The sequence below is a fragment of the Paenibacillus sp. 01T431 genome (genome assembly GCF_056398625.1).
The window spans coordinates 254894-268591 of the sequence record NZ_JBFTPT010000013.1; the positions used below are offsets into that span (position 1 = coordinate 254894).

General features: G+C 46.8%; 13 protein-coding genes. 12 read left to right on the top strand and 1 reads right to left on the bottom strand.

Annotation, left to right across the window (positions count from 1 at the left end; translation table 11 throughout):
- The first annotated feature begins 13 nt into the window (after window positions 1-13).
- From ureG to melA, 11 genes are all read left to right on the top strand, one after another.
- Window positions 14-742, top strand: a complete 729-nt coding sequence (gene ureG, locus AC1DM9_RS23655; RefSeq protein ID WP_477582491.1) for an urease accessory protein UreG — start codon at window positions 14-16, stop codon at window positions 740-742.
- Window positions 742-1635, top strand: a complete 894-nt coding sequence (locus tag AC1DM9_RS23660; protein WP_477582493.1) for an urease accessory protein UreD — start codon at window positions 742-744, stop codon at window positions 1633-1635. Before ureG ends, AC1DM9_RS23660 begins: the two co-directional genes overlap by 1 nt.
- Before the next feature lie 197 nt (window positions 1636-1832).
- Window positions 1833-2276, top strand: a complete 444-nt coding sequence (locus tag AC1DM9_RS23665) for a MarR family winged helix-turn-helix transcriptional regulator (protein WP_076270801.1) — start codon at window positions 1833-1835, stop codon at window positions 2274-2276.
- A gap of 145 nt (window positions 2277-2421) precedes the next feature.
- Window positions 2422-3459 carry a BMP family lipoprotein gene (locus tag AC1DM9_RS23670; RefSeq protein ID WP_477582495.1) on the top strand — a complete coding sequence of 346 codons (1038 nt, stop codon included), beginning with the start codon at window positions 2422-2424 and terminating at the stop codon, window positions 3457-3459.
- Between the two features lie 116 nt (window positions 3460-3575).
- Window positions 3576-5075, top strand: a complete 1500-nt coding sequence (locus AC1DM9_RS23675) for an ABC transporter ATP-binding protein (RefSeq protein ID WP_475447458.1) — start codon at window positions 3576-3578, stop codon at window positions 5073-5075.
- Window positions 5068-6117: an ABC transporter permease gene (locus AC1DM9_RS23680; RefSeq protein ID WP_076270798.1), complete on the top strand. Its 1050-nt coding sequence runs from the start codon at window positions 5068-5070 to the stop codon at window positions 6115-6117. Before AC1DM9_RS23675 ends, AC1DM9_RS23680 begins: the two co-directional genes overlap by 8 nt.
- A gap of 2 nt (window positions 6118-6119) precedes the next feature.
- Window positions 6120-7043, top strand: a complete 924-nt coding sequence (locus tag AC1DM9_RS23685) for an ABC transporter permease (RefSeq protein WP_076270797.1) — start codon at window positions 6120-6122, stop codon at window positions 7041-7043.
- Between the two features lie 61 nt (window positions 7044-7104).
- Window positions 7105-7779, top strand: a complete 675-nt coding sequence (locus AC1DM9_RS23690) for a sulfite oxidase-like oxidoreductase (RefSeq protein WP_477582498.1) — start codon at window positions 7105-7107, stop codon at window positions 7777-7779.
- Window positions 7780-7783: 4 nt separating this feature from the next.
- Window positions 7784-8506 (top strand): nucleoside phosphorylase, encoded by a 723-nt coding sequence (locus AC1DM9_RS23695; protein ID WP_076270795.1) that lies wholly within the window; start codon window positions 7784-7786, stop codon window positions 8504-8506.
- 32 nt (window positions 8507-8538) lie between these two features.
- Window positions 8539-9453: an AraC family transcriptional regulator gene (locus tag AC1DM9_RS23700; RefSeq protein WP_477582500.1), complete on the top strand. Its 915-nt coding sequence runs from the start codon at window positions 8539-8541 to the stop codon at window positions 9451-9453.
- 132 nt (window positions 9454-9585) lie between these two features.
- Window positions 9586-11082 (top strand): alpha-galactosidase, encoded by a 1497-nt coding sequence (gene melA, locus AC1DM9_RS23705; RefSeq protein ID WP_477582502.1) that lies wholly within the window; start codon window positions 9586-9588, stop codon window positions 11080-11082.
- Here the strand turns inward: melA and AC1DM9_RS23710 are convergent.
- Window positions 11079-11693: a 3'-5' exonuclease gene (locus tag AC1DM9_RS23710; RefSeq protein WP_477582504.1), complete on the bottom strand. Its 615-nt coding sequence runs from the start codon at window positions 11691-11693 to the stop codon at window positions 11079-11081. The genes melA and AC1DM9_RS23710 overlap by 4 nt on opposite strands.
- Window positions 11694-12289: 596 nt before the next feature.
- On the opposite strand from AC1DM9_RS23710, the gene AC1DM9_RS23715 reads away from it, so the two are divergent.
- Window positions 12290-13546 (top strand): MFS transporter, encoded by a 1257-nt coding sequence (locus AC1DM9_RS23715; protein WP_477582506.1) that lies wholly within the window; start codon window positions 12290-12292, stop codon window positions 13544-13546.
- Window positions 13547-13698: the final 152 nt, after the last annotated feature.

Here is a 13698-nt window from a genome sequence, read left to right on the forward strand (position 1 = left end):
GGAGGAATGAAAAATGTGCCAAGGACAAGGACATACGCATCAGGAATGGGAAAGCCCGGCAATAGACAGCTCAAGGCCGATCCGTATCGGTATCGGGGGACCAGTGGGCTCAGGAAAAACAGCGCTTGTAGAACGATTAACGCGTGAGCTTCATACCAAATACAGCCTCGCTGTCATTACGAACGATATTTACACGAAGGAGGATGCTCGTATTTTGTTTAATACGGGTGTGCTGCCGGAAGAACGTATTATCGGTGTTGAAACTGGCGGGTGCCCGCATACAGCCATTCGAGAGGATGCATCGATGAATTTTGAAGCTATCGAGGAGCTGGAGCGTCGTTTTGACCATCTGGATCTGATTTTCATTGAGAGCGGCGGAGATAATCTTGCTGCGGCGTTCAGTCCTGAGCTTGTCGATCGTTTTATTTATATTATCGATGTTGCCCAAGGCGAGAAGATTCCACGCAAAGGCGGACCTGGCATTATGCGCTCGGACCTGCTTGTCATTAACAAAATCGATCTAGCGCCGTATGTAGGAGCGAGCCTCGCAGTTATGGAAGCTGACACAATTAAGATGCGCGGGGAGCGACCTTTCGTGTTCTCTAATTTGTTTGGGGGCGATGGCGTGGATGAGATTGTGAATTGGCTTACACATGAGGTAGCTCATGCGCGCGGAACGGAACACTCGCATGTGATCCAGCTTACGAGCATACCTGATGACAAGCGGCACACAATTTCCTAATGAGGCGTGAGCAAAGCAGTGCAGAGCCTGCAGCCATTCGGCACGAGGATAATGCAGTGGGAGAGGTCAGGACATCCGTACTGCGTACAACGTTTGCCAGCCGCCTCGGTCAAACGTTAATCGGCAATAAATATCATACCGCTCCGATAAAGATTGCCAAAGCTTTTCCACTGGATGGTCAGCTGGGCGTAATCGTAATGGATGTTTCACCTGGCCTGCTCAGCGGTGACCGGTATGAGCTGGAATGGACAGCCGAGCAGCACTCTCATGTCATGATTACGAACCAATCGTATACGAAGGTGCATCCTAGTTTACCTAACAGTGACGCTTCGATGCAGCAATTGTTCGAATTAGAGGCAGATGCAGTCGTCGAGCATATGCCGGAGCCCATTATGCTATATAAGGAAGCAGCTTTTCGAAACGATACACAGGTTCGACTGCAAAAAGGGTCCGCTTGGCTGCAAGCCGACGTCCTTTGTCCAGGTCGCACGCTTCGCGGCGAACGCTTCGACTATCGCTCATACAGCAATTCATTAACCGTTCATTATGGTGAAGAGCTTATCTTCTCGCAGCGTCAGCGAGTAGTGCCAGGCAGTCAAGTTATAACTGCGCCTGGCAGCTGGGATGAGATGACGCACTGGGCTACCTTTTATATGTTCAGTGATCGAGTCAACAGCAGCCATCTGGAGCAGCTTCAGGAGAAACTGGACAGCTTCGAAGCTCCCGAGGCTCATAAAGTAATTGGCGGTGCGTCTATGACCTATCGTTATGGTGTTGCGGTGTCCGCAGCATCAACGGCAGCATGGCCACTGCAGCAACTAATGCAAGAGCTGTGGCAGACTGCGCGAATGGGACTGCTTGGCAAGCCGCCGCTGCGATTTTTGCAAGGATAGATCAAGCGGTTTTATACTTTTTCGAAAAAAAAAGGTCAACCTGCAACCTTGGGTTGGTCTTTTTGTGCTAAATCAAAAAGGTTTCATATTTATTTCGTGCTGAACGTTAGTTAAACAAAGAAAGGGAAGGTATAATATGAACAACAGTATGGATTAAAGAAAGTAGATAGGTTGGTGATCAATTGGAAGCTTCAAATATGGAAAGACAAGAGTTAATGAGGCGGCTGGACGAATCATTTCGTCAAGTGAGAAGACAAATAAACACCGAATGGCACACCTATAATGTGCATGGCTTAGGCATGACCCATGGGAAAATGCTAATTATTTTAGGGAAATCAGGACCACAGAAAGCATCAGCTTTGGCTGAACAGCTGCTCATCACTAGTGGTGGAGTTACTGGAATTGCTGATCGTTTGATAGAGCTCGGGTATGTGAAGCGCGAACGCGGCGAGAAGGATCGGCGTGTCGTGATGCTCGAAATTACGGAAGAGGGATTGGAAATCATCCATTTAATAGAGACGATACGCTCGAAGCTGATGCTTAAGCTGTTCGATGGCATGTCGATAGCAGATATGGAGCAAGGTGTTCAGTTGTTTGAGCAAATGAGTCGTAATATGGAATCGGATGTTACAAATTCGTGACTAATTTCATATTTTATTATTATTGTGGATGAATTTAGTGTAGAATAAACTAGAAATTTGTCGAATCGAAAAAGATTGACAAAATCCGATAAAACAACTAGGATTAAAAGGAATTAATACATTCAATTGTTTAGGGGAGATTACGATGAAAAAGGTTTTTGCTTTGGCGGTATCGTTGTTTCTAATGGTTGCGATTGTTGCAGCTTGCGGATCCAACAAAAATGAACCAGGAAACGCAGCGAATAACGGTGCAGGCAACAAAGCGGACAAGAAAAAAATCGCTCTTGTATTGCCCGAAAAAATTGGCGTTAACAAGTTTTTTGTATTGATGGATGAAGGCTTCAAAAAAGCAGGCTCCGAATTTGGCGCTGAAGTGAAAACAATTGAGTCCACGGACCCAGCGGGTTTTGAACAAAATCTTCGTGCAACTGTAGCTGAAGATTATGACTTGATTATTACAGCAACATTCCAAGCAGAAGATGCACTTAAGAAAGTGGCTGCTGAAAATCCGGACAAGTCTTTTGCAGTTATCGATACTGTAGTTGATCTTCCAAACGTTCGCAGCGTTAACTTCCGCGAGCATGAAGCTTCCTACTTGATGGGAGCACTTGCAGGTCTTGCAACTAAAACAAATATTGTGGGTGCAGTCGTTGCAATGGACGCTCCACTTCTTAGCAAATATACATCAGGATTTGAACAAGGTCTGAAAAGCACAAATCCAGATGCGCAATTCCTTATCAACTACGTAGGCAGCTTCACGGATCCAGTTAAAGGTAAAGAGCTTGCGCTTCTTCAACAGTCCAAAGGCGCTGACTTTATCGCAGGTATGGCAGCAGTTGGCGACAATGGAGTGTTTGACGCAGCGAAAGAAAAAGGCTTCTTCACTTCAGGTCAAGATACAGACCGTACGGATGAAGATCCAGAGCATATCGTGCTTTCACAATTGAAAGGTACGGATGCAGTTGCTTACGAAACAGTGAAAAGCTTCGTTGATGGCAGCTTTGCATTCGGCGTTGCAGACTACGGTTTGAAAGAAGACGGCGTAGGCTTAACTTTCGTAACAAGAGACAGCAAATCAACGCTTAGCCCGTTTATTGGCCAAGAAAATGTCGATAAAGTAAAAGCTATCGCAGAAGACATTAAATCTGGTAAAATCGTAGTAGTTAATCCGCTAGCTCAATAGTACAACAGGCCGGCTGCTACCCATGCAGCCGGTTTGCTTGTTGCCTAGAAGCTTCCTCTGTAATCGAGGGAGCGGTTTTTTTGTTTATATCGGGATTGAAAGGGGAGAGCTTTTGTATGTTGCTGCAAATGGACAGCATTACGAAGTCATATGGGAGCGTAACCGCAAATAGCAATGTTCAGTTTTCGCTGCAAAAAGGAGAAATTCATGCCTTAGTAGGTGAAAACGGTGCAGGAAAAACGACGTTAATGCGTATTCTGTACGGGATGGAAAGTCCAACTAGCGGTGAAATTCGCATTGACGGCAAGCCGGTTTCGTTCGGGAACCCAGCTGATGCGATTAAGCATAAGATTGGAATGGTTCATCAGCATTTCATGTTATTCCCGACGTTTACGATTGCCGAAAATATCGTTATTGGGCGCGAGCCCTCCAAAGGAGTAGGTTTTGACCGTAAGGCAGCTGCCACAGAGGTGGAAAGAATCGGCAAGCTTTATGGCATGCCGGTAGACCCTTGGAAGAAAGTTGCAGATTGCTCGCTTGGCATGCAGCAGCGCGTTGAAATATTGAAAGTGCTCTATCAGGGCGCTGAAGTTATTATTTTGGATGAGCCGACTGGCGTCTTGACGCCGCTCGAAGTGAAAGAGCTGCTCATTGCGATTAAAGGATTAGCCGCGCAGGGCAAAAGCTTTATTCTTATTAGTCATAAGTTGCAAGAAATTATGGAAGTTGCTGACCGCGTTACCGTCCTTCGAGATGGCAAGGTGACGGGAACAGTCGAAGCGAAAGACACGAATGCGGAACATTTGTCACGGCTTATGGTAGGCCGGGATTTAGTACATATATCACGAAATAAGGTGAGCAGAGGCAAGCCTGTTCTTGAGGTATCGAATGTTTCTATTCCTGGTGTCAAAGCGAAGCCGCTTCTTAGCGATATTAGCCTTCATGTCAATGGAGGCGAAATTGTGGGGATCGCGGGTATTTCAGGCAATGGTCAATCCGAGTTATTGCAGACGATATCTGGTTTAATGAAACCCGGAGCCGGCACAATCAAGCTGCTGGGTAAAGATGTGACCGGTGCGCCAGTTGGCGATATTCGTGAAAGCGGGCTTGCTCATATTCCTGAGGACCGTTACCAGTGGGGCGTTGCGAAGGATGCGACCGTTACGGAGAATGGCTTGATGGGCCATGCTGACAAGCATCAAAAGCTTGGTGTATTGAATGGGACGAGCATTCGTCAGATGGTAGGCGAGTGGGTGACACGCTTTGGGATAAAAACAGGCTCTTTATCTACAAAAGCTCAGTATTTATCCGGCGGAAACCTACAGAAGCTTATCGTTGCACGGGAACTTGCGCAGAAGACGCCGTTTCTTATCGCAGCGGAGCCAACGCGAGGCGTTGACGTCGGCGCAATGGAAATTATACATGGCGAGCTACTAAAGAAGCGGGATGAAGGCGGAGCTATATTGCTTGTTTCATCAGAGCTGACTGAAATTTTGAAGCTATCTGATCGGGTGTTGGTCATGTATGAAGGTAAGATCGTAGGGGAACTGGATGCTGACAAAGCTACAGAAGAGCAAATTAGTTTGTTAATGGCGGGAGGAAAAGCGGTTGGATAAGCTGGTACAATTCGGACGTTCGCTGTTACAGCCGCTTTTGGCTGTTATCATCGGTTTAGCAGCGGGTGCGATTGCCATTGTTATCGTCGGAGGCTCCGTAATGGAGACATACGCGGAAATGTGGAAGGGCGCCTTCGGCAGCTTTTATTTTTTTACGAATACGCTCAGTAGAGCTACGCCTATTATCCTTATTGGCCTAGGGGTGGCGCTGGCATTCCGTGCTGGATTTTTTAATATGGGCTCAGAAGGCCAAATGGTATTAGGCGCTCTAAGCGCAGCGGTAACGGCAATCTATTTGCCGGGGCCAGGTTGGTTTAAGCTCGTAGCTGCTATTATAGCTGGAATTATTTCCGGGGGAATATGGTCGGCATTCGCAGGATGGCTCGATGCTAGATTTCGAATGAATCTGCTCATTACCACATTATTGCTCAATTATATTGCAACGTTGTTTGCAGGGTATATTGTATCGTATCCGCTCAAGGATCGTACAGGCTCTGCTGCAATGGCGCAGACGGTTATGCTTGATCAAAGCGTATGGCTGCCGAAGCTGTTTAAAGGAATGAGCCTTCATGGCGGATTTATTATCGCTGTAGTCGGAGCAATATTGCTGTTCTTGTTCATGCGCTATACCGTTAAGGGTTATGAAATTAGAATGCTTGGCGGCAATCCGTTGTTTGCGAGCTATGGCGGCGTGCAGCGTGGAAAAATGATGCTTATCAGCATGTTCGTCAGCGGAGGTTTTGCTGGACTAGCTGGCTCCGTTGAAGTGCTCGGCACGCAGTACCGCTATTTGGATGGCGCTTTGACTTCGCCAGGTTACGCCTGGTCGGGTATTATGGCCACATTGCTTGCCGGATCGCATCCGCTCGGTACGGCTGTAGCAGCGATTTTGCTTGCTGCACTGCAGACCGGCGGTATGGGCATGGAGCGGAATACAGATGTTCCGCTGGAGGTATCCAGCATTATTCAAGCGGTGCTCATTTTGTTCGTTTCTGCTAAGTTCACATATTCGTTCATTAAACGCAGGAAGGCGAGGTCATAAGTATGGATTTTTTATTAGATGTCTCGCTGTATGCCTCGACGCTTCGTATGGTTACACCAATTCTGCTTGCGGCACTCGGCGGCGCAATATGCGCGCGTGTTGGTTTGTTTAATGTAGGCCTTGAAGGCTTAGTATTGATCGGTGCATTTTCTGGGATTGTAGGCAACCACTTCACCGGAAATGTGTTCGCAGCCGTATTGTTTGCGGTATTATGCTCACTCCTGTTTTCAGTGTTGTTCGGTTTTATGAGTATTCATCTGAAAGCGAATGTTATCGTTGTTGGTATTGCGCTTAACTTTCTGGCGCTTGGACTGACGACATTCTCACTGCGTGCGATCTTTGATGTGAAAGGCGCATACTACAATAAGGATATGATTGGGCTGCCTAAATGGGATATTCCATTGTTAAAGGATATTCCATGGTTCGGAGAAGTTTTATCCGGGCATTCCCCGCTGGTCTACTTGTCCATCATTCTCGTTATAGTGCTGCAGCTGTTTTTGTTCAAAACGGTTACGGGCTTTCGCTTGCTGGCAGCTGGAGAGAATCCAACAGCAGCCAAAAGCTTAGGCATCAAGGTAACCCGCATTCAATATGGAGCAGTGCTGCTCTGCGGCGCTCTGTGCGGGTTAGCAGGCGCGCAGCTGTCGCTCGGCAATGTCACTATGTTTACAGAGGGAATGACTTCCGGTAGAGGTTTCATTGCGCTCGTTGCAACGATGTTAGGCCAATCCAATCCAATCGGTGTTGCGGCATCGAGCTTGCTGTTCGGATTTATGGATGCACTCAGCATCAGGCTGCAGGGCTTCGCGCTGCCAACTCATTTTACGATGATGCTGCCTTATATCGTTACGATTCTCGCTATGTTGTTCTTTAAAGATAAAGGTTATATGCAGGAAGCTCGCAAGTCGAATGAGAGCTCCAGGTAGAGCTGAGATGCTTAATAGCTTGAAATGAATCAGCAAGGAATGGAATTTGGAGGTATACGAGATGCATAAAAAAGCAGAACGTCTCAAAAAAGTGACTAGCATTAAACAGACGGTGCTTGCTCCCGAGATCGCTCATCGGATTCCGCCTGGTCAAACGATGACCGAGCGTTTTCCGATTTTGCATGAGGGAGAGGTTCCTTCCTATGACATCAACACCTGGTCGCTGCGAGTATTCGGCGAGGTAGAGGAAGAGCGTACGTTCAGCTTCAAAGAGCTGCTTGCTATGCCTCAAACCCAAACGAAGTGCGACATTCATTGTGTAACGCGCTGGTCGAAGCTGGACACAGAATGGGAAGGCATTAAGTTCAAGGACTTGCTGCCTTTGCTGGGCGTTAAGCCAGATGCCAAATATGTTATGTTTCATGCAGATGAGGACTATGACACGAATGTGCCGCTTGAGGATTTATTGCACGATAATGTACTGCTTGCGCATCGATTTGACGGTGAGCCGCTGACTGACAAGCATGGCTGGCCGATGCGGATGCTCGTTCCTCATTTGTATTTTTGGAAAAGCGCAAAGTGGATTAGAGGTATTGAGTTTATGAAAGAGGATCGCGAAGGCTTCTGGGAGCGCAACGGCTTCCACAACTATGCCGATCCATTTCAAGAACAACGCTTCACGAGCGAAGAGAATTCGATGCCGGAAGACGAATGGATAACGAAGGAGTTTGATTAATCAGATGCTGCCTATACTACAAGTTAACCCAGAAGATTTGCCGGCTTACGCTATCGTATGTGGTGATCCGCGCCGTGCGGAGACGATTTCACAGAAGCTGGACAATGTAAAAGAGCTTGCATTCGCTCGCGAATATCGGACATTTGTTGGTGAATATCAAGGAGTAAGACTAGCCGTGGTAAGCCACGGCGTAGGTTCGCCAGGTGCCGCGGTATGCTTTGAGGAGCTTATCCGCGGAGGCGTTAAGACACTTATTCGTGTCGGTACAGCGGGATCTTATTCAGCAGATCACCCTGCAGGAAGCCTAATCGTCAGCACAGCGGCAGTTAGAGCGGAAGGGCTCACGCATCAGCTGGTGCCGGCAGGATTCCCAGCTGTTGCAGACAGCGCGGTTACTGAAGCGTTATATGCATCTGCGCTTGAGAGCGAAGGCATTGTTAAAAAAGGCATAACGGTAACGCTTGATGTCTTTTTCTCAGGAGTTGTAGACATTCCGCATCGCCAGTACAAACAAGCAGGCGCACTAGCTGTTGAAATGGAAATTGCAGCTTTGTTCGTTATCGCTACGATGCGCGGTGCACGCGCGGGAGCGATTCTCGCACTGGACGGTTACGCAGATTCTGATTTGGCGGGCGAATATGATCCGCATACAGATGTTGTAGCGAAAGCGATCGAGCGTGAGATTGAAACGGCGCTTCTTGCCGTAGTTAAGCTTGCATCCGCGTAACCATACTTGTCTATAAGTAAGGGGGGCTTCACGTGAGTGGGACGTTGTTCAAGCGAGAATGGCTGAATGGAGATTTTTATCCGCATGTGTTTGCTTATTATTTTAAGCAATGGTCTGATTACGAGATGGCCTTCCACACGCATGATGCAATCGAAATAATGTATGTCATTTCCGGAGCTTGCGGGATAGAGCTGGAAGCAGAGGCAACCAGCCGTGCATGTGAAATGACGCTCAAGAAGGGTGATTTCATTATTCTTGATGCGAATGTGCCGCACCGACTGACCGTTGACGAGCGTGGGCCCTGCCGGATGCTTAATGTTGAATTTGATTTTAGGGAACGCCCCTCGGCGTTTCCCTCTATACGGCAGCTTGCGATGGAGGACGAATTTGTGGACAGATTGATCACAGAGCCGTCCTCTTATTTGTTTTTGCGTGATCCAAATGAAGTGTATCAGGTACTAAAGAGCCTAGTGCTTGAGCTGGACAGCCGAGGCAGGAGCGTCAATATGAAGGCAGAGCTGTTGTTTGCTCAACTGATCTTGGCAATAGCGCGACTTCATAAGGAAGCTGGCGTAAAAGGGGCTAATCCGATTGAAGCTTATGTGAAGCAATCGATTGAATATATGCATCATAACTATGATAGAGATATTCAAGTAAAGGATATTGCTGCAGCTGTAAGCTTGCATCCAGGTTATTTGCATCGTGTATTTCGCGCGCAGATAGGCCAAACGCTAACAGGCTATTTAACGGAGCTGCGAATGGAGAAAGCAAAAATGCTGCTCCGTGAGACGGATATTGCAATAGCGGATATTTGTGATTATGTTGGAGTGGGGAGCAGGCAATACTTTCATGCAATGTTCAAAAAATATATGAAGCAGACACCAATTGCTTACCGTCACTCGGTCAATACGCAAACATTGGACTTCCGCTGGCAGCGCAATGAATAATACAAAGTGACGATTTCTGACACTATGAATGGCAGTTAGTCACAATATTGATAACGCTTCCGTTTTATCGTTGCTAAAATGTAGAGGAGATTAAACAAACTCTATTTAGACAATAATCGGAGGCTGATTGGCATGTCTACTTTTAAAATTGCATTTATAGGCGCAGGCTCGATTGGATTCACGCGTGGACTGCTGCGGGATTTGCTCGCTGTACAGGAGTTTCAAAACATTGAAATCGCATTTACAGATATTAATGCACATAACCTGGAGATGGTGACTGCGCTTTGTCAGCGTGATATTCATGAGAACGGCCTGTCGATTTCTATTCAATCGACAACCGATCGGCGCGAAGCCTTGAAGGATGCGAAGTACGTCATTTGCACTATTCGTGTCGGTGGTCTTGAGGCTTTCGCAACGGATGTTGATATTCCGCTCAAATACGGCGTTGACCAATGCGTTGGCGATACGCTCTGTGCTGGCGGCATTATGTATGGGCAGCGGGGCATCGCTGAGATGATGAACATATGCCGTGATATCCGCGAGGTTGCTGCAAAGGATGTGCTTCTGCTCAACTACGCGAACCCGATGGCGATGATGACTTGGGCATGCAACAAGTATGGCGGTGTCCGGACGATTGGTTTATGCCATGGCGTGCAAGGCGGACACTGGCAAATAGCCGAAGCTTTTGGACTAAAGCAAGAGGAAGTCGATATTATTTGCGCGGGTATCAACCATCAGACCTGGTACATCCAAATTAAGCATAACGGTGAGGATCTAACCGGCAAGCTGCTCGAAGCATTTGAGAAACATCCAGATTTCAGCCGTACGGAAAAGGTACGCATTGATATGCTGCGCCGCTTCGGGTATTACAGTACAGAGTCTAACGGCCATTTGAGCGAGTATGTCCCTTGGTATCGGAAGCGGTCTGAAGAAATTAACGATTGGATCGATTTGAGCTCATGGATTAACGGAGAAACGGGCGGGTATCTTCGTGTATGCACGGAGGGACGCAATTGGTTCGAGACTGATTTTCCAAACTGGATGAAGGACCCTGCAAATGAATTCAAGTCGGAGCTGCGCAGTCATGAGCATGGTTCATACATCATTGAAGGACTAGAAACTGGACGGATCTACCGAGGTCACTTTAATGTGGAAAACAAAGGGGTTATAGCTAACCTGCCTAACGATGCCATCATTGAAGCGCCAGGTTATGTTGATCGCAACGGCATCTCAATGCCAATCGTGGGCGATCTGCCGCTTGGCGCCGCAGCTGTGTGTAATGTAAGCATCTCTGTGCAGCGTCTTGCTGTAGAGGCAGCCATAAATGGCAACATTAACCTGCTCAGACAAGCTTTTATGATGGATCCGCTAGTTGGCGCAGTTTGCAATCCGAAGGAAATTTGGCAGATGGTCGATGAGATGCTTGTGGCGCAGGAGCAGTGGCTGCCGCAGTATACAGATTCTATCGCAGCAGCCAAGAAACGCCTAGAGGAAGGGCCTTTGCTTCCTACGCGTGATTATAAAGGCGCAGCGCGTCTGAAGGTGAAGACGGTTGAGGAAATGCAGCAGGACCGAGATGCCGCAAATAAAAATGCAGGCGAATCGGATAAGGGCAAGGAGCGGGTTTAACGCGGAGCGTATTTCAGCTCCATTGCTTCAAGCCTAGTCCCTGGCGGCGTCCAAGCAGGCGGTCCAAATTTCTTGAGGTAGCCTAATGTATTGAGGTAGCTCTCTACCGATTGCTCTTCATCCATCTTGCGGAAAATTTCCCAACAAGCGATAACATCATTCAGTGCACGATGACCGCCAATGAGCGGAATGCCATAACGATCGGACATGTCTTTCAGTGTATGCGGATAAACATGCCGCGCGCGGCTAATCGTGAGCGTATCGATGAAGCTGTTCGAAAATGATCTGCCCGCAATGCGAAGCAAGGAATGGTGCAGGAAACCAAGGTCGAAGGCAGCATTATGAGCAATCAAAACGTTATCGCCTATCATTCGGTTCAAAATACGAAATGCGGTGTCCTCGTACATGCCGTAGGAGGTCATCTCATCCGTGATGCCGGTGAGCTCTGTTATTTTGGCAGACAGCTTGCCATCGTAACGTACGAGAGTACTGAATTCACTCGCTATTTCACCATTCACGCAGCGGATCGCAGCCATCTCAATCACACGATCTTTCTTCGGATCAAGGCCGCTCGTTTCAAAATCGATGACAGTATAAGAATGATTAGTCATAGTTGGTTCACCACTTTTTCTAGTTATAAGTTGCAATCGTACATGAAATAATTCGACAAAAAAGATAAATAACCTTCTATTGTAAACATAAAACGACCCATTACCAGAGCTTAGTAAGCCGGTAATGGGTCGTTTTTGCTTTGATAAATTCGTTTTGCGGACTAGTGGTTATTGCCGGATGCATTGCCTTTTTTGTCGGAAGTTTTTGTCGTTGTATTTTTGGTTGCATGACCTTGCTGCTTCGCCATGATCGGTTCACCCCCTTTTCAATGTAATGGTTGTATTTTGTGATTTGAGGGGTGAGGCTATTCTCGATTAGGTACGATTAGCATGCTTTTGAAGCACATGTAAAAATTAACCAAATTAGATCTGTTTAATCGCTATGTCTACTATTTTCAAGTCGGATCGGCAAGTCTAATCATGCGAACAAAGGATATAAACAATGAATACGGTTACTTGATTGCTCCATATGGAAGAATAACGGCTATTTTGAAGGAGTGAGCGCTTTATTGAGTCGAGGGTATATGATAGCCATGTGATAAACTAAATAGAAAAGAAAGCGCTTTTCAGTTGAGAAGCAACGGGGGATGCTGCAAATGCGGACGGGGTCGAGATTTTGGAGTAAATGGAATGTAGTGAAAGGTACGCCGCTTCCGCCAGAGAGCAGACTTAGCAAGGAAGCGATAACGGCTTTAATCATTCATTGCTGCTTTCAGTTTGGCGCATCGATGTCGGGTTTGTTTCTCAATTTATATTTGTGGCGGTTAACGCAGGATTTGACAGTAAACGGTATTTATAACATCATCGTTTTCATCGTTACGCCTCCGGCCTTTGCATTAGGTGGCTGGATTGCGAAGCGGCATGATCGTATGGTCACTTATCGACTGGGTATCGTCATGATTGCCATCTTTTATTTGATGGTCGTCATTGCACAAGAGCATGTGGCTCAGTATTACATATGGTTTGCTATTTTTAATGGGATCGCCGCGGGGCTTTACTGGACTGGTTATTTAGTTATTCAATATGATGTCTCAACGGAAGCGAATCGCATACGTTTTCTTGCAATCAATATGATTTTCTTTAATGCATCCGGGCTCGCAGGGCCGGCGCTTGCGGGGTTCATTATTCAGCGAAGCGAGGGGCTGCAGGGTTACATCATTATTTTCACGCTTGCCTTCATTATGTTCCTTATCGCAGCGATCGTCAGCTTCCGCATTCCGATGATCAAATCACATCACAAAGCCTATTATTTAAAATTCATGGGGCTGGTGATGCATAAGAACCGTCGCTGGCTGAAGGCATTGTACAGCTTTTTTGTATTAGGTCTATTTCAGGGAATTATGCTCTTCCTGCCAAATATTATGCTGTATCAGACGGTTGGGCGTGAGGATTGGGTTGGTTACTTGGGTGTTTTCTTCTCTTCGCTTACGGTAGCGACGGGCTATGTGATTTCAAGAAAAGCACAGAAGGAGCAAGTACGCAAATATGTGCTCCTGTCTACAACTGGGGTAGCTATCGGTTCATCGCTGCTGCTCATTCAAGTGGAATTTTGGTCGGTTGCCTTATTTATGATTTTGTTCTCGATATGCAATCCGCTTGCTGTCAATACGCTTACTTCCTATTATTATCGCTTAATCGGGACATTGCCTCTTAAAGGCCAGCTGCGAGTAGAATCCGTTGTTATGCGGGAGCTTTTTCTAAATGCGGGCAGGGTGCTTTCTATTTGCTTGCTCATTATACTTGCTAAAGATCTGCAATCTATATGGATGCCGATTGTGCTGTTTGCCATGGCGGTATTGCAATACATATCGGTATTGCTCATTAAGGAGAAGCAAAACTCGGAGCAAAATTAACGAGAAGAAGGTAGTATTAATTATCTTGAAAGAAGAGCCTCGACCGTGGGATGACATGGTTGGGGCTTTTTGCCGTGAAGTTCAGGAGCTGTCTGTTAAATGCTAAAAAAGTATTAAGATAATCTTTATGAAATCTTAACGGTTACATTAAG

Coding starts and splice junctions, on each gene's coding strand:
- ureG (WP_477582491.1), top strand. CDS start 14: ATGTGCCAAGGACAAGGACATACGCATCAGGAATGGGAAAGCCCGGCA.
- AC1DM9_RS23660 (WP_477582493.1), top strand. CDS start 742: ATGAGGCGTGAGCAAAGCAGTGCAGAGCCTGCAGCCATTCGGCACGAG.
- AC1DM9_RS23665 (WP_076270801.1), top strand. CDS start 1,833: ATGGAAAGACAAGAGTTAATGAGGCGGCTGGACGAATCATTTCGTCAA.
- AC1DM9_RS23670 (WP_477582495.1), top strand. CDS start 2,422: ATGAAAAAGGTTTTTGCTTTGGCGGTATCGTTGTTTCTAATGGTTGCG.
- AC1DM9_RS23675 (WP_475447458.1), top strand. CDS start 3,576: ATGTTGCTGCAAATGGACAGCATTACGAAGTCATATGGGAGCGTAACC.
- AC1DM9_RS23685 (WP_076270797.1), top strand. CDS start 6,120: ATGGATTTTTTATTAGATGTCTCGCTGTATGCCTCGACGCTTCGTATG.
- AC1DM9_RS23690 (WP_477582498.1), top strand. CDS start 7,105: ATGCATAAAAAAGCAGAACGTCTCAAAAAAGTGACTAGCATTAAACAG.
- AC1DM9_RS23695 (WP_076270795.1), top strand. CDS start 7,784: ATGCTGCCTATACTACAAGTTAACCCAGAAGATTTGCCGGCTTACGCT.
- melA (WP_477582502.1), top strand. CDS start 9,586: ATGTCTACTTTTAAAATTGCATTTATAGGCGCAGGCTCGATTGGATTC.
- AC1DM9_RS23710 (WP_477582504.1), bottom strand. CDS start 11,693: ATGACTAATCATTCTTATACTGTCATCGATTTTGAAACGAGCGGCCTT.
- AC1DM9_RS23715 (WP_477582506.1), top strand. CDS start 12,290: ATGCGGACGGGGTCGAGATTTTGGAGTAAATGGAATGTAGTGAAAGGT.